This window comes from Spirosoma fluminis, from assembly GCF_054778895.1.
The window spans coordinates 81,500-100,082 of the sequence record NZ_BAAGZD010000010.1 but is presented as its reverse complement, the minus strand read 5'-3'; the positions used below and the strand labels follow the sequence as shown (position 1 = coordinate 100,082).

The window sequence follows — 18,583 nt, the reverse complement described above, 5'->3', positions numbered from 1 at the left end:
CTTTCACTCATTCGCTCTTTCTCTTTTCTGCATCATGAATCACCTCTTCCCCTATACCGAACGCACACTGCTCCATCCGAACGTAACGCTCAATAAGCAGTACGATGCGCTCGATGAAGTGACACAACTGGGCATGGCCGGGCTAACGGTGGCTCCGTTCTGGGTGAAGAAATTTCGGCGTGAGCTGGGCGACAACCACCCGGTGGCTTTGTCGACGGTCGTTGGTTATCCGTTCGGGTATCAACGTACCGAAGCCAAACAAACCGAAATCGAATGGGCTCTGAAAGACGGTGCCAGCGACATTGAAGTGGTTTTGAATACGTCCGCGCTCTTTTCCCCTGCCTCCGTCTGGCTAAAAATCGAACTGGCCAAGCTCGTTAGTCTTATCCACGCGCAGGAAAAGCTGTTTACAGTCATCCTGGAAACGTCGCTGCTCGATCCGGAGCAAACAACGAAGATGATTAAACTGGCTGCCGATACCGGGGCGGACTTCCTCAAAAACGCAACCGATGCCCTTACTACTTCCTTTTCGCTGGAAGCCGCTTTATCCTTTCGCCAGGACGTACCGAAATCGGTGGGCGTCAAGATCGTCGCCGATGGCGCAACACAGGAGCAGCAGGAACAACTCGTCGCGGCTGGTGTCGAACGGCTCTGCCTGCGTTATGAGCCGAGTTCAGTCCGCTCAATTGATCGATAAGCACGTAATCACCTTTTTCAGCTAATTGTTTACATAATAGCCTTGACAAATAAGATTTTCTCTATCTAATTTGGAGACCTTATTCGTCAACTCATTTATGAAAACCTATCTCTTAGCGTTTCTTTTCTTTTTACAACTTCCGGCATTCAGCCAACAATCTATTTATCAACCCTTCGAGGTCGACACAGCCGCCGAGCCCCGTGGTGGCATGGCGTATTTAACTACCTATTTGCAGGCAAACCTGCGTAAACCCGTCGCGGCCGAAGCTAAAGGGATTGGGGGCCGGGTCATTGTCACGGCTGTGGTCGAGCCAGATGGTCGCCTTACCGACGCTAAAGTTATGCAGGGTTTCCGCCCCGACTGCGACCGGGAAGCGTTACGTGTTTTTAAGGGTTTCAACGCCTGGAAACCCGCTCAGAAAGGAGGGCAAGCCGTTCGGCAGCTCGTCACGATCCCGATTACCTTCAAGCCTAATCCGCCCTTTACGTATGCGAATGGCACGCGGGTAAGTTATTATGATATTGACCGAAAACCTCTTCTGGATAGTAACGAGCGGGTTCGCTACAAGCAAGTCTCACCTGTAGATACAAATGGCTTACCGACGGGTGACGTCTTAATCTTTGAACGAACGAATCGAGGGTGGAAAGAATATAACCGTCTGTCGCTAGTTCGTAGAGCCGAAAGGAATTGGGGTCGGTTCACTGATCAACCCTCTTACTCGCTTGGCTATGTAGGAGCTAATACGGGCGTATGGCAAGGCCTTGTTTACACCATAGGTCAACGGTCCGAAAAGCTGCTACGTCGGTCTTATTACGAAGAGGCATCGCTAAAGGACTCGATTTAACGTATCATGACAATGGGTTAGTCGCTGAACGTAAAGAAGAGTCAAATGACCAATATAGCGTAACTTCCTGGTACGCGAATGGTCAGATCAAGCAAGTAAAAAAAGGTATTGAACCAAGAGGAGGTACGTTGAGGGAGTCGGAGAAGCTTATTGCGTTTTGGGATAGCGCAGGTCGCCAGTTGATAAAAGATGGCACTGGCCGCATCGTTAGCTCAGAAGATGTTACGTCTCGTCTTAATACAATGCTTCGCACCGATGCAGGATTACGGACACAACTCATCGAGCAGGGCACGTACGAGAATGGTCTTAAGCAGGGCGTCTGGACGGGCCGCTATACGGATAAATCATACTTCTACGAGGAGCAGTACGACAAGGGGATTTGTAAAGGTGGTAAAGCCATTCGGGCTGGAGGTGACACACTCCGCTACACGAAGATTGAGCAACAGCCCGAATTTAAAGGAGGAATGGATGCGCTGGGTTTCTTCTTAAGTAAGAACCTGCATTTCCCTGACCAGGCCATACGAGCCAATGTCCAGGGCAAAGTATTCCTCACATTCACTATCGATACGGACGGGGCTATCCAGGATATTTCGGTTCTACGGGGATTAGGTTTTGGTTGCGACGAGGAATCGGTACGAGTTATCAATCAGACTCAGGGTAAATGGATCCCTGGCATTCAACGCGGAGAGCCGATCAAAGTCAGGTATAGCATGCCTATCAACTTTGCATTTAGATAGCTAAGTGTTATCGTCCTAACACTTATTTAGGAGACAAACGAAATTCTTCAACATTCGTAAATAATTTATATTAAAACGATGCCTACTGCTGGAAAGGCTCTGTGTCTGTGTATACTCCTGTTACTTTCGGGGTGCGTCCAAAAGTCACCGCCTTTCGTTACAACGATTACAGGGTACACTATTCAGTTTCCAATCACCTCTGTTGAATTGAAACGAAAATATCCTAATGCAGTTGAATCGCTTGATCATTTGACTGATACAACCAAACAGGCTCAAGTGGTTTGGCGGTTTAACAGTGCAGTTAGTGATCCTCGAAGTCATCCTTATGGCGTTTTAATTACGTTAAAGGATAAGAGCATAAAGTTTGATTCGCTCAAAGCGGCTCTAGGAAAAGAGTTTCAAAAGCCCTTTGAAGCATTATTCAGCCCTGAACACATGGGTGAGTATGAATATTATGAGAAAGACCCTTCACTAGGGGTTCTTCAAGTCACTGATGAGATACAGCTTTCGCTAAGTAAAGGGAAATTTTGGCCGGGTACTACGTATCTGTACAATGATGATATCGTCATTTCATTGTGTTACGGTTTAAGCTCTGCCCAAAAGGAACGGTTTGCTCTAAAACAAGGAGATATTTATCCTCGAGATTGACGCATAAATCAATGGTTACCCCAAAAGTGCAACAATTTCATTGATTGAGCTTTTAAAATACTCGGAGTACAAAAACGGCGTTTGCAAATAGGCCAAAGGGATTAAAGCCGGTTCCGTTCGCGATATAATCGCAAAAAATGCCTGCATTTATTTGGCTAATAGCTTCTTAAATTGACTCGTGTTCCTGCACATTGCTCAATCATCGTCTATGAACATCCGGGTGCTTTTCGTGTGCGTTTGTGTCCTCGTCGTATCGCACACTTTTGCAGTTGCCCAGCATGATAGCGGAAATGCGATTGCCTTCGTGGATCCGTCTTTTTCTGCGTTTTTCAAGGAATACATCAGGAAAAATCAATTAAACGCTCCAACACGGGGAGTTCCCGTATTAATTCTTTCCAGAAGGGGAGCCAACGATTGTGACATTATTCTCACGATGTTTTCGCTTCTTTCTCAGGTTGACGACAATCCGCCAACTAATTATGGCTATGTTGAAAACCGGCTTGTGTTGATTTATGATGGAACGGAGCACCTGCTCAAAAAGCCGAAAGCATGGTTTATCAATTTAAAGAAGGTACTTCAACGTGACCTCTGTGATAACACGCAGTTGGTTACACATTCATCGCAACCAACAGTAATTCCTTGTTCGTTTAAACACGATCCTGAAGCGTGGAAATTAACTTTCAAGAAAGGGAAGTTAGTAGAGAAGCAACCGTTTGTCGGCGAAACGTTCTAGGGTTGTGAATCGGAAAATCCTTCCAATAAACCGGACACGAAGTGCTACATGGGTGACAAACAATGCGAACACGATGCAAAAAGTCAAACCAGTAACCGCTCTTCTTGTTTTTCTGGTATTGACTAAGGGGATTAGCCTGGCTCAGAAGATCAATCAGGCAATTCCTCCGCACCTAAAAACGCAGCGTACTCCGGGCGTAAACCTGTATGCGGGTTTTAGCCAGAAACCTGACAGCGCAACTGTCGTAACGGTTAAATTCAAACTCTCTGAGACGGGCTTTTTAGATACCCTTGTTGTATCGGGTAACGTACCGAAGGGCTACTACGAAACGATTCAAAAACAGTTAATCGACCTAAACGGAACCTGGGTACCACAGCAAAGTCAGGGTAAAGCCGAGAAAAGCAAATGGTTAATTTACCGACAGTACGTAGTGGGCCCGACAAATACAAAAGACGGGGTTTTGGCCGAGGTCGAACAGGCCTACAAAAGGGATTATGAGTTATTCAGGTGCCAGCATAACCCCAAACGCAGAATCGACTGCCTGACTACGTATGTCGAAGGACCTGACTTTTTTCTGTTTCCTCCCGAGTGGTATCCAACATATGATTGATTGCTTTTCCAGTAACGAATCAAGCGCCTGTGCTGAGAGAGGGTCTGGATCAAATTCAGCCTGCCAATCTCTTTCGGGTTTAACGTGCTGACAACGGGCGTTTTCAGACATTTTGGTAAATTTGCGGGATAACCTCCGCGCAGATGTCGCTCAAGCAAGTTCCTCTCCATCACATTCATCAGCAACTAGGCGCGAAGATCGTGCCGTTCGCGGGCTTCGAGATGCCCGTTCGCTATACCTCCGATCTCGACGAACACAACACCGTCCGGAATGGCGTCGGCATGTTCGACGTATCGCACATGGGTGAGTTCATCCTCAAGGGCGAAGGTGCCCTCGACCTCATCCAGCGGGTGTCGGCCAACGATGCCAGTACGCTGTTCGATGGCAAGGTTCAATACAGCTACCTGCCCAACGGCCGGGGCGGCATTGTCGACGATCTGCTGGTATACCGCATCAGCGAAGTCGAGTACATGCTTGTTGTCAACGCGTCGAACATCGATAAAGACTGGGACTGGATTTTGAGCCATAACACCAACGAGGTCGAAATGGTGAATATCTCGGATGGCATGTGTCTGTTTGCCGTTCAGGGACCGCTGGCCGCTAAAGCCCTCGAATCGCTTACCCCCGCCGATTTGGAAATGACGTATTACACCTTCGAGAAAACCGATTTTGCCGGTTACGCGAACGTGATTGTATCGGCAACGGGCTATACGGGCGCGGGTGGTTTCGAAATCTACGTATCGAACCACCAGGCCGAAGGCGTCTGGAACGCCATTATGGAAGCCGGAAAGCCGTACGGCATCAAGCCAATCGGCCTGGGCGCGCGCGATACGTTGCGGCTCGAGATGGGTTATAATTTATACGGTAACGACATCACCGATGAAACTTCGCCCCTGGAAGCCGGTTTAGGCTGGGTAACCAAATTCACGCATAACTTCATTGATGCCGACGTCTTAAAGCAGCAGAAAGAGCAGGGTGTGGCGAATAAGCTCGTCGGCTTCGAGATGATTGATCGGGGTATTCCGCGTGGACACTATCCATTAACCGACGCTGATGGCAACAAGATTGGTGAGGTTACATCAGGTACCCAATCCCCTACCCTCGGCAAAGGCATCGGCTTAGGCTACGTACCGACTGCTGTCAGCAAACCCGGCTCTGAAATTTTTGTAAACGTGCGCGATCGACTCCTCAAAGCGCAGGTTGTTAAGCTTCCTTTCGTAAAAAAATAATCCAGACCGGGATTGAGAGGATTGAATGGATTAACAGGATTTTGTTTATAGCTGCTCGCTTTTATTTAAAGCAAAATCCTGTTAATCCATTCAATCCTCTCAATCCCGGTCTGGACAGCTTCTCATGAAACAAATTGACGTTTGTTTAACGCCTGACCTCCTGCATCTGCATACGGTTGAAAACACCATTGTGGTTGTCGCCGACGTGTTTCGGGCAACATCGTGCATGGTCACGGCCTTTGCGCACGGTGTGAACAGTATTATTCCCGTTGCCACCGTCGACGAGTGTCGGCTCCTGCAGGAGCGCGGTTACCTGGCCGCAGCCGAACGTAACGCCCGCAAAGTAGACGGCTTTGAGCTCGATAACTCGCCGTTCACCTACATGACCGAGCAGATTCGTGGTGCCAACATCGCCATGACCACGACAAACGGTACGCTAGCTATCACTCGCTCGCGGTCGGCGGTAAAGGTGCTGGTCGGCTCATTCCTGAATCTGGACGCGATTGCGCACTACCTGCAAAGCGAACCGTATGATGTAATGGTGCTCTGTGCAGGCTGGAAAGGCCGGGTCAACCTGGAAGATACCCTCTTTGCCGGTGCTCTGGTTGAACGCCTGAAAGATAGTTATGCGATAGCCGAAGACAGCGCCATGATGGCGAAACGACTGTACTGCGACGGAAAGAGCAATCTGGTCGGCTATATGGCCAATGCGTCGCACATTCGGCGTCTTCAGCGGCTGGGCATCCAGAAAGACATTACGTACTGCCTCCAGCATGATCTGTACGATGTCATTCCTGTTCTGCGCGGGAATGCACTGGTCAGCATGGAAGTGCGGTAGTGTACGGCTTTAGTATTCGAAATCAATACCTACCGAATCATTTCCCCTCCTAACCTCCTAGGGGAGGCCGGGAGGGGAACCTACTTGATCTTTACAACAAATTCTCGCCCAGCAACCGCTTCAGTTCCAGTTGATTGAGCAGCAGTTGGTATTTGAAGTTCAGGCGGCCGAGTTCGGCTTCTTCAACGCCGGTTTCAGCACTTTGCAACTCAACGTTGGTGATTACCCCGTTACGTAGGCGAGCGTTGGCTATTTGCAGCGCTTTACGCGCCTGTAACACCTGCGTTTCGAGGTTAGCCAGGCGCGTTTGGTTGCTGCGAATGTCGGCGTTGAGCTGGGCGATACTTTGCCGAAGCTGGGCGTTGGCCGTTTCAACGGCGTAGCGGCTCGCGTTCAGATTCGCCTGCGCGGCCTGATTCTGCAGCTGGTAGCGTTTGCCCGCATACAACGGTATCGACACCGCCACCCCACCGGCGAAGTTAGCCCGTAACTGCTCAACGTTCAGCGGATATCCATTTTTGTACCCCGCATTGGCACTGAACCCAATGTTGGGTTTACCCGCCCGGTTGCTAACCAGAATATCGGTTTCGGCCGACCGAAGGCGATCCTGAGCCAGTTGCACTTCTTTATTACCGGCCAGCACAGCCGACAAATCACCGTCGAGCGTAAAGGGCTGAGTTGTTACGTTGTTTACCGATTCCAGATCAAACTGCTGAATCGCCTGGCTCACATCCGGGTTTGCATTACCGGTCAGAAAAGTCAGCGTAGCTAGTTGCCGTTCCAGCAGGTTCTGAATCTCGATCCGGCGGTTCTGCGCGGTTTTGACACGTACCGCCTGCGTCAATACGTCGTACTCCAGCGCGTCGCCATTTTGCAGACGTGTGGTCAGCAGCCGAACGTTTGCGCCAGCCGTTTTAATAACCGAATCCTGAACGGCCAGACTCCGTTGCAGAAAGCCAATTCCGTAATAGGCCGCGGCTACCTGATAACCCAGATTCTGCTGGGTTATCTCCAGACTCCGACGCAGCACCTGCACATTATCCTGCGCCTGCCGGATAGCAGCTTCGGTGCGGCCAAAGTCGTAAATCGTCTGCCCAACCGCTACGTTGGTATTGATGCTGTTGTTGGGTGCCAGTTTAGCCACGACCTCCTGCCCGTTGAGGGGCACGGCAAACTGCGGCACGGGTGTAATGTAGGTGTAGCTACCGTTGAGGCCAACGTTTGGCCGCATGGCTGTCCGGGCCACATCGACCCGTAGTTCGCTCGACCGAATCTGCTCCTGCTGCTGTTTCAGCACCGGGTAGTTGGTAGTCGCCTGCTGAACGAGCGTCCGTAGGTCATCGGGTACCGTTACTGGCTGGTTCTGCGCCCTGGCCGCGCCAACCGCCAGCAGCGTAACTATAATAAAATGGTTTGATTTCATTGTCAGTGCGTGTTCAGTTCTCTGTATGCGACAGACCTGTACGAAAAGGTCGTTAGGTACATGCCGCTTCAATTTAGTGGGCGGCATCGGCGACAGCCTTAGCGGCCTCCGCATCCATTTTTTTGTTCTTCAGCAAAAACAACAGCGGGAACGTAACGACAAAAAACAGTCCCGCCAGCCGGAACGTATCCAGGTAGGAGATCATCAGGGCCTGCTTTGTGATGATCAGATCGAGGTTTCGGTAAGCGCCCGTTACCGCATCAAAGGCATTTACGCCCCGAGCGGTCAGTCCTTGAGTCAGTGCGTTAAGCCGGTCAGTGAACAGCGGATTTTCCGGGCGTAGGTTCGCCACCAGATCGCCCCGGTGCACGGCTGAACGCTGCGTTACGTACGTACTAGTAATGGCAACCCCGAAGGCACCCCCAATCTGCCGCATCATATTCACGATGGCAATGCCCGTCGGGAGCTGCCGGGGTTCCAGCGTCGACACGGACTGGTTGATGAGCGGTACGTTTAGAAAGGCCAGGCCAATACCCCGTACGATGAGCGCCGTAACGAAATCACCATTCGAGGTGTCCGCGTTATACGTGGACATAGTGAAGCAGAAGACCGCGAAAGCCACGTAGCCGCCGATAACAATCAGCCGGGGCGATACGCCCTTCGCCAACAGTCGACCAACCAGGGCAAACATTGGTAAGGTGACCAGCCCACCGGGCATCAGGAGCTTACCTGTCTGGGTGGCGGTCAGCCCCACAATTCGCTGGGCGAACAACGGATACAGAAGCACCGAGGTAAATAGCCCGTAACCCACCACTACGACCAGTATGGCCCCAATGGCCAGATTGCGGTTCTTCAGCGTTCGGAGGTCAACCACGGGTTCTTTAGTCCCGCGCAACTCCCACCAGATAAACAGCGGAATAGCGATGACGGCGGCTACCGTGAGGTACAAGATGATTGAATCGTCGAACCAGTCGTCAGCCTCGCCCCGCTCCAGTACGTACTGCAGGCTGCCCACGCCAACGGCCAGCAGGAGAATACCAAGCTGGTCGATCGGGATCGCCCTGCGGTTGATGTTAATCTCGTCTTCTTTTTTGTCGATATAGGCCAGGCTAAGCAACACCGCGACAATACCAATCGGTACGTTGATGTAGAACATCCAGCTCCAGTGGTAATTATCGATGATGTACCCGCCGAGTGTTGGCCCCAGCGTTGGTCCGAGCACAATGCCCATGCCAAACAACGCCGACGCTACCGGCCGCTGCGAGGGCGGAAAGGCGTCGTACATCAGCCCCTGCGAAGTGGACAGCAAGGCCCCACCGCCAATTCCCTGTAAGAACCGGAATACGACCAGCGTCCACAGGTTATCTGCAAAGCCACAGCCGTAGGAAGCGATGGTGAAGAGAATAATGGAGCCGATGTAATAGTTTTTCCGCCCGAAGTAGCGCTGCAGAAAGCTCGTCATGGGAATAACAATCACGTTCGCAACGGCATAGGACGTTACTACCCACGATACGTCCTCAATCGTTACGCCGAGGTTACCGGCAATGTCGGTCAGGCCGACGTTGACGATAGACGTGTCGATTAATTCAATAATGGCCGCTGAGATGGCCGTAACGACGACGATCCACCGGCGAAATCCTGTTGGTTGTGCCATAGTTTAGAAGGAGTTAGTCATTAAGAGCGACAAGTGAGAATACAACAGTTAGTTCTTGACTGTAAGAGACATCAGCCATTCCCACTTCCCGCTCCTAACTCCTCATTACTGAACTTTTACTTCCGCATCTACACTAAGGCCTGCCCGAAGTGCGTTCCGGTACTTTTCGGGATTCAGGATCTCGATCTTAACGGGTACCCGCTGGGTGATTTTGACAAAGTTGCCCGATGCGTTATCGGGGGGCAGCAAGGCGAAGCGGGCACCGGTAGCCTCTGACAAGGAAGCGACGCGTCCTTTAATGGCCAGGTCGGGGTAGGCGTCGAGTTTGATGTCTACTTCCTGACCGAGCTTCATGTGTTCGAGCTGGGTTTCCTTGAAGTTTGCCACCACCCAGAAGGTAGAGTCGGCGACAATCGTGAACAAGTTCTGACCGGGCTGTACGTACTGGCCTACCACTACGTTCTTACGGCCAATCTTACCATCGATCGGAGCAGCCAGCCGTGCGTAGCCGACCCGAAGCCTGGCATTATCAATGGCGGCCTGTTTCACTTTCAGTACCGCCTGAATTTTCTGAATGTTGGCCTGGGCTTTGGCAATGCCCGCCTGCGCTACGCCCTGCGACGTTCTGGCCAGATTAATCTGCTCAACGTTTGTGTTGTACTGACGGGCCTGCACGTCGGCCGTATTCCGGGAATCCTCCAGTTGCTTCTGCGTCAGCGACTGCTCCTTGTACAGGTTCTGATCGCGTTGCAAATCGCGCTGGGCTTTGTCGCGACGGGAGGCCTGCACCTCTGCATTCGACTGAGCAACCCGCAGGTTCTGCGCTACGTTCCGGACATTCGCCTGGGCGTTTTGCAGATCAGCCTGGGCATTTTGCAGATCGGCCTGCGTCTGCTGATAATCAGCTTCGGCCTGCGCTAAGGCCACATCGTATTCCTGCGGGTCGATTGTAACCAGCAACTGCCCTTTTTTAACCGTTGCATAATCATCGACGTTTACCGACTGGACGTAGCCAGCTACACGCGCCAGTACCGGTGCCGAATTGCCTTCAATCTGTGCGTTGTCGGTTGATTCGTACTGTTGGCCATGGCGGAAAGCCTGATAACCAAAGTAGCCGCCGACCAGTAAAACGAGCGCAATAATAATACGTGGGAGATATGTCCGAATCCCACTTTTCTCGTCTGTGGTTGCCATTTCTTGTGTTGTCGTTGCCATTTTCAGTAGCGATGAGGTATAGGCCTCTTTTCTAGATGAACAAACCGTGTAGTCAACCTGCTTGACTATGGGTCGGCAAAAGTAAACTTGGTTGACTATAAAGTCAAGAAGGTTGACTATATTTGTACCTTCTTTAACTAAGAATTGTTTTAAGATTTTTTATTTTGCTCTATAATCATGGAAATAGATAACAATTCCTTTGATTTTAACCAGTTCCGGCTCATACGGGAGCGGTCGATAGGGCGTTTGTTCTGGCGGCTTAAACGCTTCACCAGCAACTATATAGAACCGCGGTTGCACGCTCGCGGCTATGCCGATTTTAAGATGAGTTATCTGATGTTTCTGTCGAACATTGATGAGCATGGGATAACTAATAACGAACTGGCCAAGCGGGCCTGCGTAACCAAGCAGATGATGAGTAAGATCGTTGGACTGCTGGAGGAAGAAGGCTATATCTATACGCAAAAGAACCCCACCGATTCCCGGTCGAGCATTATTTTCCTGAATGACCGGGGCAAGCAGTTGTTCGTTGCCCTGGAAGCCTGCATGCAGGAAGCCCGCAATAAGTTCGACGCCATTGTTGGTTACGAACGCATGGAACAGGTTATTGATACGATGTCTCAGTTGGTGATTGAACTGGAAAAAGAAGAACAATAAGAGGGGATCTGGTGTATGAACAGCATAGATCAGTTCAAATCTATAGCCTCATGCCATGTTTACGTCCGTCAATCCATACACGCAGCAGAACATCAACAACTACCGCGCCGACAGTGAAGCTACGGTCGAGCGTAAGTTGCAACAAGCCGACCAGGCCTTCGCGGACTGGTCGGCTTTGTCATTATCAGCCCGCACCGGTTATCTGCGCAAAGTCGGGGCGTATCTAACCACCAGCAAACAACGGTACGGCGAGCTGATTACGACCGAGATGGGAAAACCGCTCAAAGAAGCCATCGCTGAGGTCGAGAAATGTGCCGCAACCTGTACGTTCTACGCCGATCATGCCGGGCGGTTCCTGGCCGACCAATCCATTGAGGCCGATGACCCGAACGGCCCGGCAGCAGGCAGTGTCATTACGTATCAGCCACTGGGCGCGGTACTGGCTATTATGCCGTGGAATTTTCCGTTCTGGCAGGTCATGCGCTTTGCGATTCCGGGTCTGATCGCCGGGAATGTGGGCTTGCTCAAACACGCGCCTAATGTGTTCGGCTGCGCAGAAGCGATCGAAGAAGCCTTCCGCGAAACGGGTGTACCCGAAGGTGTTTTTCAGTCGCTGATCATCGATACGCCCGCCGTGGAAGGACTTTTGAAGGACCGCCGGGTGAAGGCCGTTACGTTAACCGGCAGCGGCCGGGCAGGCGCGTCGGTAGCGAGTATTGCCGGTCGCCAGATCAAGAAATCGGTACTGGAGTTAGGCGGTTCTGATGCGCTTGTCGTTTTAGCAGATGCTGACCTGGAAAAAGCCGCCGAAGTGGCCGTGAAATCCCGAATGCAAAACGCCGGACAAAGCTGCATAGCGGCCAAGCGGTTCATTGTGGAGAAATCAGTCAAAAAATCGTTTACGGAACTGGTTTTTCAGCAGATCCAGCAAATCAGCCAGGGCGATCCGATGGCCGAAGAAACGACGATGGGTCCGCTCGCCCGACTCGATCTGGCCGATACTATCGAACGGCAATGTCGTGAGTCGGTCGCTAAAGGTGCTACGCTCCTAACCGGTGGGCAACGGTCGGGCTGCAACGTTCAGCCAATGCTGCTGGACAACGTAACACCCGGCATGGTGGCATTTGACGAGGAAACCTTTGGCCCACTCGCTGTTTTAATCGAAGCGAAGGATGAGGCCGACGCCATCCGGCTGGCTAATCAGTCGAACTACGGTTTAGGCTCTGCCATCTGGACGCAGGATTTGGACAAAGCCGCCCGGCTCGCGCGCCAGCTTGAAGCCGGTTCGGTATTCGTGAATGGCTTAATGCGGTCCGACGCGCGCGTACCGTTCGGTGGTATCAAAACGTCTGGTTTTGGCCGTGAGCTCTCCGAGGCAGGCATCAAGGAGTTCGTGAACATCAAAACCGTCTGGGTCGAGAAACAGTAAACGAAATTCATCGCCTGATTCACCCTGTTTATCCTGGATTTCAATAGACTGACTCTCGCTTAACGGTATCCGTTTCGGTAAGCATTTAGGTTTGAGACGTGTAAATACGTACTAACCTAGTTACTGCCGCCATGCATTATATTGTCGAACTGCTGTTACCACTGTTTATCCTGAACCTGGGCGTAGCCTTTGGGGCTGGCCTGTATGAGACGAAAATTATTCTTCCCCTGTGGTTTCCTAGATCTGCCGGATCCGGTTATCGGGTCAATACGCAGGTTATGAGCGAAACCGATTCGGGAAGAAAATTCTGGGCGTTTGTCACAACGATACCGCTTACATTGCTTACCCTGGCGAACCTGATTTTTGCGTGGCAGTCGCAACCGCCGGTCCAGGGTTGGTGGATGGCCGCAGCCCTGATCACGCTGCTCGAACGAATTGGCACCTTCACGTTCTTTATTCCCACTGCCATTAAGCTGCAAACGGCCGATCAACTCCCTTCTTCCACAGTCAATCGGCTGGTGAGCTTGTGGCTTGGTTTCAATTACGTACGAAATGCGCTTACGCTACTGGCCTGGCTATGTGCCCTGAGGGCATTTTGGCTGACTACTGCCCTGCACGCCTGAACGAGTCGGTTAATGACTCTTTCGTACATTACTCAGGATCAGATCGGCTACCTGGGTAGTAAGCGCCGGGGCAATCATGTGGCCCATGCCTTCAACCAGCACAAATCGAGCGTTCGGTACGTTCGTTGCTACGTCGCGTCCGGCATCGGGGGTAACGAGCGGATCGATACTACCATGGATCACGAGGGTAGGTACATTAATACGTTGTAATTGACGCTCCCGCCCTGCATAGAAACCCGCCAGCGAAGCGGCTCCCTGCCGACTCAGCCCATCCGGGTAATACGATCGCCGGACATCTGCCTTAGCCAAGGTTTGTGCGGATAAAAAATCCATCGGATAAATGGTGCCACTCAGCACCATCAATGACTTTACTTCGCGCCGGATGTAAGCCGCCGTGTCGGCCGGTGACCCCGGTGCCGGTATACTGGCTAAGACCTCCGGTTTGGCAACCAACGGAAACCCGGCCTTACCGCCACCCGCCATAATACTAGTCAGCGTTACAACCCGCTGGGGATGGTTATAAGTCAGGCGTTGGGCAATCATGCCACCCATCGATACACCGACGACATGAGCCTTGTTAATGGCCAGCGCATCCAGCAGGCCAACCGCATCGTTGGCCATATCATCTAGCGAATAAGGAATCGGTGGCGGCTGGTTAGCCTGCAACGCCTGACCGATAGCCGCCCAATCGGGCAAGCCTGCCTGGGTAAACTTAGTAGAAAGTCCCACGTCGCGATTGTCGAACCGAATAACCTGGTAACCCTGGCGACTCAGATAGTCGCAGAAAGCAGTAGACCAGCCCGTCAACTGACTATTTGTCCCCGCAATCAGTAGAATGGCTTCCTGTTCAGGAGAACCAAAGCGTTCGTAGGCCAAGGTGATGCCGTTGCTGCTGACCAGTCCTGCCTGACGCTGAGACGCCTTATGCCCCTGCTTCAGGGTGCCACACGAGCATAAGCTTACCACCAGGCCCAGAATAAGCCATGTTTTCATGTTCATTAATGGGATGAAAGTTTATTGATTAAACTCATTCAGAATCTTTTCAAGATTTTGCAGCGGCTGTTTAAACTGGTTGTGGTTCTCCTGTCGAATCGCCCAGACACAACTCAGCAGGGATACTAGATAAGTCACAGCCGCTCCGGCTGGATGCTGCAACACTCCCCCTGGCACGAACAGCATAAAGGTCAACCACACGCCAAGGGCCGTACTCAGCGGAACGAGCACGTATTCATAGCTTCGCTTGAACCGGTAAAATGCTGTCAGGCTGTTGTATTGCTGTTGGATACGGGCCTGAACAGAAACGTCTGTATCCGTCTGGACAGGACTGGCCAGGGCAACCCGCTTAAACTGCCGCATCAGCACGATCGTAAAGGGAAGGTAGAGCAGTACCCCGGCCAGGCACAGCCATTGAACGGTCGAAACACCCCAAAATCGGATAAACAGGTGGCTTAGTAAGCCGTAGACAATGATCTGGAGCGTTAGCGATGCCCAGAAATACCGGATGGTACGGTTGACCTGCCGGGCACTTCTCGCCCTGGTGATCGCCAGTAAACCCGCCTGATCATACGGAGCGGATGCCGATGGGCTCGGTGCGTCCGTATTCCACTTCTTCTTCAATTCATCCAGTGTTGCCATCGGTTAGGTTGGTTTATGATTTTGCCGTTAAGCGTGATTCTAATTCTTTCTTGGTACGGACTAGCCGGACGCTCACGTTGACTTTCGACAGTCCGGTGATGCTGGCGATCTCTTCGTAACTCAGGTCATCCAGATACAGCAGCATAATGGCTTTATTGAGGGGTGAGAGCGTAGCAATCGCGTCGAAGAGCCATTGAATTGCCTCCTGCTGGTCATCCGGTGGTGGGTCGGGAACCTGCTCATGGCGAGCCGCTAATGGTTCGTGTTGTCGATTGCGGGCAGTTCGCCGGTCGGCCAAAGCGGTGTTCAGGCAAACGCGATACATCCAGGTCGAAAACTTCGACTGCCCCGTAAAAGACGGATACGACCGCCACAACTGATAAATCATTTCCTGAAGCAGGTCGGCCCGTTCATCTGCGTCGGGCTGATATGCCTGGCTTATTTTGTACGCAATGCCGATGTGCCGGTTGAGGTGTTCAAGAAAGATTTTCTCGGAGGATGTAGCCATTGTGCTGGATTCCGTTTGCTGTTTCTTAGTTAGTAACCGACCCGACTAAAAAACTACAACCGAACGAAAAAAAAGTAGTGATTACCCGTTAACCCGTCAGAGAAGCCCACTTTGTTCGTGTGTTGTAACGTAACATGAGAACGGCCAATTGGATCTGTCACTAGCCTGAGTTGCAGTAACTGTTCACTCGTTTATCCGCTTCACGCTGACCTGCTTATCGCGCCAGGTTGAATGGGGCGAACCAATCCGATGGACTGATTGACAGGTGACACCTTGTTTTTGCCGCCAGAATGCGGTTAGTTTGTTTCAACGTTCTTTGTTTTCCGTCAAACATGCTAATGGTTTCCCTGAGAGGTTCAGGGAATGAAAAAGGAATCGTGTGAGAATCACGAGCAGACGTTGCTACTGTCAGTGACTAGTTAAAAAAGGGTTTGCCCTCGATGTCCATTGTCCCACCAGCGGTTCGCCGTTGCCCTGGGGTGAGAAGGACGGCAGATACCGTCACAAGCCAGGAGACTTGCCTTTAGCGTTGCTGATTACGCCCACACGCGATTGGGTTTCATCACGATTGACTTACTTCATTCCTGCTTCTTTGCGAGGCCGGGTCAGGTGTGTCATGTAGTGTACAGAACAGATCGAGTGGTAGGCGTATGGAGTTCGGCATCGAACGCGATCAACCATTTTATCTTATTTACAACATGATCGCACACAATCTCGGCTATCCACGAATCGGTAGCCACCGCGAACTCAAAAAGGCCTGTGAACAGTTCTGGGCCAACAAAATCACCACTGAGCAGCTTCAGCATGTCGGTCGGCAGCTACGCCGGGACAACTGGCTGACTCAGCAGCAGGCAGGCATCTCGCTGGTTCCCTGCAATGACTTCTCGTTCTACGATCAGGTACTGGATATGTCCCTGACCGTCGGTGCGGTACCGAAGCGATTTCAACCGCTGCTCGACAAACCGGAGCCCGATCATCTGAGTCTTTATTTTGCTATGGCCCGGGGCTACCAGCAGGATGGACTGGATCTGAAAGCGATGGAGATGACAAAATGGTTCGATACGAACTACCATTACATCGTTCCTGAATTTTCGGCCGATCAGTCGTTTTCGCTGCTTTCGGAAAAAGTCTTTACGGACTTCGAAGAAGCTCGGCAAACCCTGACGACCACGCCCAAACCCGTTTTGTTAGGTCCCGTATCGTATTTGCTGCTGGGCAAAGAGAAGGAAGCGGGCTTCGACCGGCTGGACTTACTCGACCGTTTGGTACCGGTTTATGAACAGCTGCTTAGCCGCTTACAGCAACTTGGTGCCACCTGGATTCAGTTCGATGAGCCTTGCCTGTCCCTGGATTTAACAGTGCACCAGCGCGAAATGCTGGATATGGTTTATCGGCGTCTGCGCAATCAATTCCCGGCGCTGAATCTGCTGTTGGCCAGCTATTTTGAATGTTACGGTGCGAACCTGAATCTGGTTCTCCAACTGCCCGTTGACGCGCTGCACCTCGATCTGGTCCGTTGCCCGACCCAGCTGGACGATATTCTAAAAACTGATTTTGTTCACCGGAAAACCGCTTTATCACTGGGCGTTGTCGATGGTCGGAACATCTGGATTAATGACCTGACGACCTCGTTGGCAACGATTCAGCGCGTGGTGACGGCCATTAGTGCCGAGCGGGTTCTGATTGCACCATCCTGCTCGCTACTGCACGTTCCCTGTGACCTGGCGACTGAAACGCAGGAAACAGGCCTGACGAACGATACTAAACAGTGGCTGGCCTTTGCCCGCCAGAAGCTCGACGAAGTTGTTATTTTGACGACGCTTAGCCTGGAGCCAGCGAATCAGAAGGCCACCGACGTACTGGCCGTCAATCAAGCCGCCTTACTGGCTCGCCAGCAGTCAAGTCAGATTAACCGACCAGCAGTGCAGCAACGCTTACGTCAACTCCGTGAGCAGGACGCCAACCGGTCGAATGCCTTTCCCCAGCGTCAGGCCCTGCAACACCAACGGCTGCAGTTGCCGATGTTTCCTACAACGACCATTGGTTCATTTCCGCAGACCGATGCGGTGCGGGCCAATCGGGCTAAGTTCAAAAAAGGCGAAAAAACGCGGGAGGAATACGAAGCCTTCATCCGGGCGGAAACAGAACAGGCCATCCGCTGGCAGGAAGACGTTGGCCTGGACGTACTGGTGCACGGCGAGTTTGAGCGGAATGACATGGTCGAATATTTTGGGGAGTTGCTCGATGGCTTTGCCTTTAGCGAAAACGGCTGGGTACAAAGCTACGGGTCCCGTTGTGTGAAACCTCCGATCATTTATGGCGACGTACAGCGGCCCCAACCCATGACTGTTCGCTGGGCGCAATACGCGCAGTCACTAACCCAGAAACCCGTAAAAGGGATGCTTACGGGACCGGTTACTATTCTGCAATGGTCATTCGTGCGCGACGACCAGCCCCGGCGGGATACGTGTCTGCAAATCGCCCTGGCCATTCATGATGAAGTGGCTGATCTGGAAGCGGCCGGTATCGGCATTATTCAGATTGACGAGCCTGCACTGCGGGAGGGTCTTCCCCTTCGCCGGAAAAACTGGGCGACTTACCTCAACTGGGCGGTTATGGCCTTCCGGATAGCAGCATCGGGTGTGCAGGACCATACCCAGATTCACACCCACATGTGTTACGCGGAGTTCAACGACATTATCGGGGCCATTGCCGATCTGGATGCCGATGTCATTACCATCGAAACATCCCGCTCCCAAATGGAGCTGCTGGATGCCTTCGCCCGCTTTGCGTATCCCAACGAAATTGGACCCGGCGTCTATGATATTCACAGTCCGCGCGTGCCCACGGTGGAAGAAATGGTCGAGCTGCTTCAAAAAGCCTCTACTGTTTTACCCGCCCGCAATTTGTGGGTCAATCCCGATTGTGGGTTGAAAACACGACGGTGGCCGGAAACCACCGAAGCGCTGAAAAACATGGTGCAAGCGGCCCAGGCGGCTCGTGAGGTCGTGGCAGAGTCGGTATAACAGTAGGCGGTCTTCTGCCCAATCCGGCAGAAGACCGTCTTTGCCTTTATTACCCAGTCACCTTTTTCCGGCGAATT

At 51.9% G+C, this 18,583-nt stretch carries 18 protein-coding genes and 1 riboswitch; of the genes, 12 read left to right on the top strand and 6 right to left on the bottom strand.

Annotated features, from left to right (window positions below; all coding sequences use genetic code 11):
- Positions 1–34 precede the first annotated feature (34 nt).
- The 8 genes from ACYVBJ_RS14050 to ACYVBJ_RS14015 all read left to right on the top strand — a co-directional run bounded on the left by ACYVBJ_RS14050 (position 35) and on the right by ACYVBJ_RS14015 (position 6,336).
- Positions 35–697, top strand: a complete 663-nt coding sequence (locus ACYVBJ_RS14050) for a deoxyribose-phosphate aldolase (RefSeq protein WP_460982938.1) — start codon at positions 35–37, stop codon at positions 695–697.
- Between the two features lie 97 nt (positions 698–794).
- Entirely contained in the window at positions 795–1,541 is a 747-nt protein-coding gene (locus ACYVBJ_RS14045) for an energy transducer TonB (protein WP_460982937.1), read from the top strand.
- Positions 1,448–2,278, top strand: a complete 831-nt coding sequence (locus ACYVBJ_RS14040) for an energy transducer TonB (protein ID WP_460982936.1) — start codon at positions 1,448–1,450, stop codon at positions 2,276–2,278. The genes ACYVBJ_RS14045 and ACYVBJ_RS14040 overlap by 94 nt, the downstream gene beginning before the upstream one ends.
- Positions 2,279–2,485: 207 nt before the next feature.
- Positions 2,486–2,926, top strand: coding sequence for a hypothetical protein (locus ACYVBJ_RS14035; RefSeq protein ID WP_460982935.1), 441 nt, complete (start codon positions 2,486–2,488; stop codon positions 2,924–2,926).
- A 208-nt stretch (positions 2,927–3,134) separates the two neighbouring features.
- Positions 3,135–3,659: a hypothetical protein gene (locus tag ACYVBJ_RS14030; protein WP_460982934.1), complete on the top strand. Its 525-nt coding sequence runs from the start codon at positions 3,135–3,137 to the stop codon at positions 3,657–3,659.
- Between the two features lie 73 nt (positions 3,660–3,732).
- Positions 3,733–4,269, top strand: coding sequence for a hypothetical protein (locus ACYVBJ_RS14025; protein WP_460982933.1), 537 nt, complete (start codon positions 3,733–3,735; stop codon positions 4,267–4,269).
- Between the two features lie 143 nt (positions 4,270–4,412).
- Positions 4,413–5,498: a glycine cleavage system aminomethyltransferase GcvT gene (gene gcvT, locus ACYVBJ_RS14020; protein WP_460982932.1), complete on the top strand. Its 1,086-nt coding sequence runs from the start codon at positions 4,413–4,415 to the stop codon at positions 5,496–5,498.
- Positions 5,499–5,622: 124 nt separating this feature from the next.
- Positions 5,623–6,336: a 2-phosphosulfolactate phosphatase gene (locus ACYVBJ_RS14015; protein ID WP_460982931.1), complete on the top strand. Its 714-nt coding sequence runs from the start codon at positions 5,623–5,625 to the stop codon at positions 6,334–6,336.
- Positions 6,337–6,427: 91 nt separating this feature from the next.
- On the opposite strand, the gene ACYVBJ_RS14010 is transcribed toward ACYVBJ_RS14015, so the two are convergent.
- From ACYVBJ_RS14010 to ACYVBJ_RS14000, 3 genes are all read right to left on the bottom strand, one after another.
- Complete coding sequence (locus ACYVBJ_RS14010; RefSeq protein WP_460982930.1) at positions 6,428–7,759, bottom strand: TolC family protein; 1,332 nt, start codon at positions 7,757–7,759, stop codon at positions 6,428–6,430.
- Positions 7,760–7,832: 73 nt separating this feature from the next.
- On the bottom strand, positions 7,833–9,413 hold the full coding sequence (locus ACYVBJ_RS14005) for a DHA2 family efflux MFS transporter permease subunit (protein ID WP_460982929.1): 1,581 nt from the start codon (positions 9,411–9,413) through the stop codon (positions 7,833–7,835).
- Positions 9,414–9,518: 105 nt separating this feature from the next.
- A complete protein-coding gene (locus ACYVBJ_RS14000) occupies positions 9,519–10,628 on the bottom strand; it encodes an HlyD family secretion protein (RefSeq protein ID WP_460982928.1) in 1,110 nt (369 codons plus the stop codon).
- Positions 10,629–10,805: 177 nt separating this feature from the next.
- On the opposite strand from ACYVBJ_RS14000, the gene ACYVBJ_RS13995 reads away from it, so the two are divergent.
- From ACYVBJ_RS13995 to ACYVBJ_RS13985, 3 genes are all read left to right on the top strand, one after another.
- Positions 10,806–11,285: a MarR family winged helix-turn-helix transcriptional regulator gene (locus ACYVBJ_RS13995; protein WP_460982927.1), complete on the top strand. Its 480-nt coding sequence runs from the start codon at positions 10,806–10,808 to the stop codon at positions 11,283–11,285.
- 55 nt (positions 11,286–11,340) lie between these two features.
- Positions 11,341–12,714 (top strand): NAD-dependent succinate-semialdehyde dehydrogenase, encoded by a 1,374-nt coding sequence (locus ACYVBJ_RS13990; RefSeq protein WP_460982926.1) that lies wholly within the window; start codon positions 11,341–11,343, stop codon positions 12,712–12,714.
- Positions 12,715–12,845: 131 nt separating this feature from the next.
- On the top strand, positions 12,846–13,337 hold the full coding sequence (locus tag ACYVBJ_RS13985) for a DUF1772 domain-containing protein (protein WP_460982925.1): 492 nt from the start codon (positions 12,846–12,848) through the stop codon (positions 13,335–13,337).
- Between the two features lie 9 nt (positions 13,338–13,346).
- On the opposite strand, the gene ACYVBJ_RS13980 is transcribed toward ACYVBJ_RS13985, so the two are convergent.
- From ACYVBJ_RS13980 to ACYVBJ_RS13970, 3 genes are read right to left on the bottom strand one after another with little or no spacing between them, the layout of a single operon-like run.
- Complete coding sequence (locus ACYVBJ_RS13980; protein ID WP_460982924.1) at positions 13,347–14,330, bottom strand: alpha/beta fold hydrolase; 984 nt, start codon at positions 14,328–14,330, stop codon at positions 13,347–13,349.
- Positions 14,331–14,351: 21 nt separating this feature from the next.
- Complete coding sequence (locus ACYVBJ_RS13975) at positions 14,352–14,972, bottom strand: hypothetical protein (protein WP_460982923.1); 621 nt, start codon at positions 14,970–14,972, stop codon at positions 14,352–14,354.
- A 13-nt stretch (positions 14,973–14,985) separates the two neighbouring features.
- Positions 14,986–15,480 carry an RNA polymerase sigma factor gene (locus ACYVBJ_RS13970; protein ID WP_460982922.1) on the bottom strand — a complete coding sequence of 165 codons (495 nt, stop codon included), beginning with the start codon at positions 15,478–15,480 and terminating at the stop codon, positions 14,986–14,988.
- Positions 15,481–15,802: 322 nt separating this feature from the next.
- A riboswitch (cobalamin riboswitch) is annotated at positions 15,803–16,019 on the top strand.
- Between the two features lie 159 nt (positions 16,020–16,178).
- Between ACYVBJ_RS13970 and metE the strand changes: the two genes are divergently transcribed.
- The gene (gene metE, locus ACYVBJ_RS13965; RefSeq protein ID WP_460982921.1) at positions 16,179–18,506 is read left to right on the top strand and encodes a 5-methyltetrahydropteroyltriglutamate--homocysteine S-methyltransferase; all 2,328 of its coding nucleotides are present in this window, start codon (positions 16,179–16,181) and stop codon (positions 18,504–18,506) included.
- Positions 18,507–18,583: the final 77 nt, after the last annotated feature.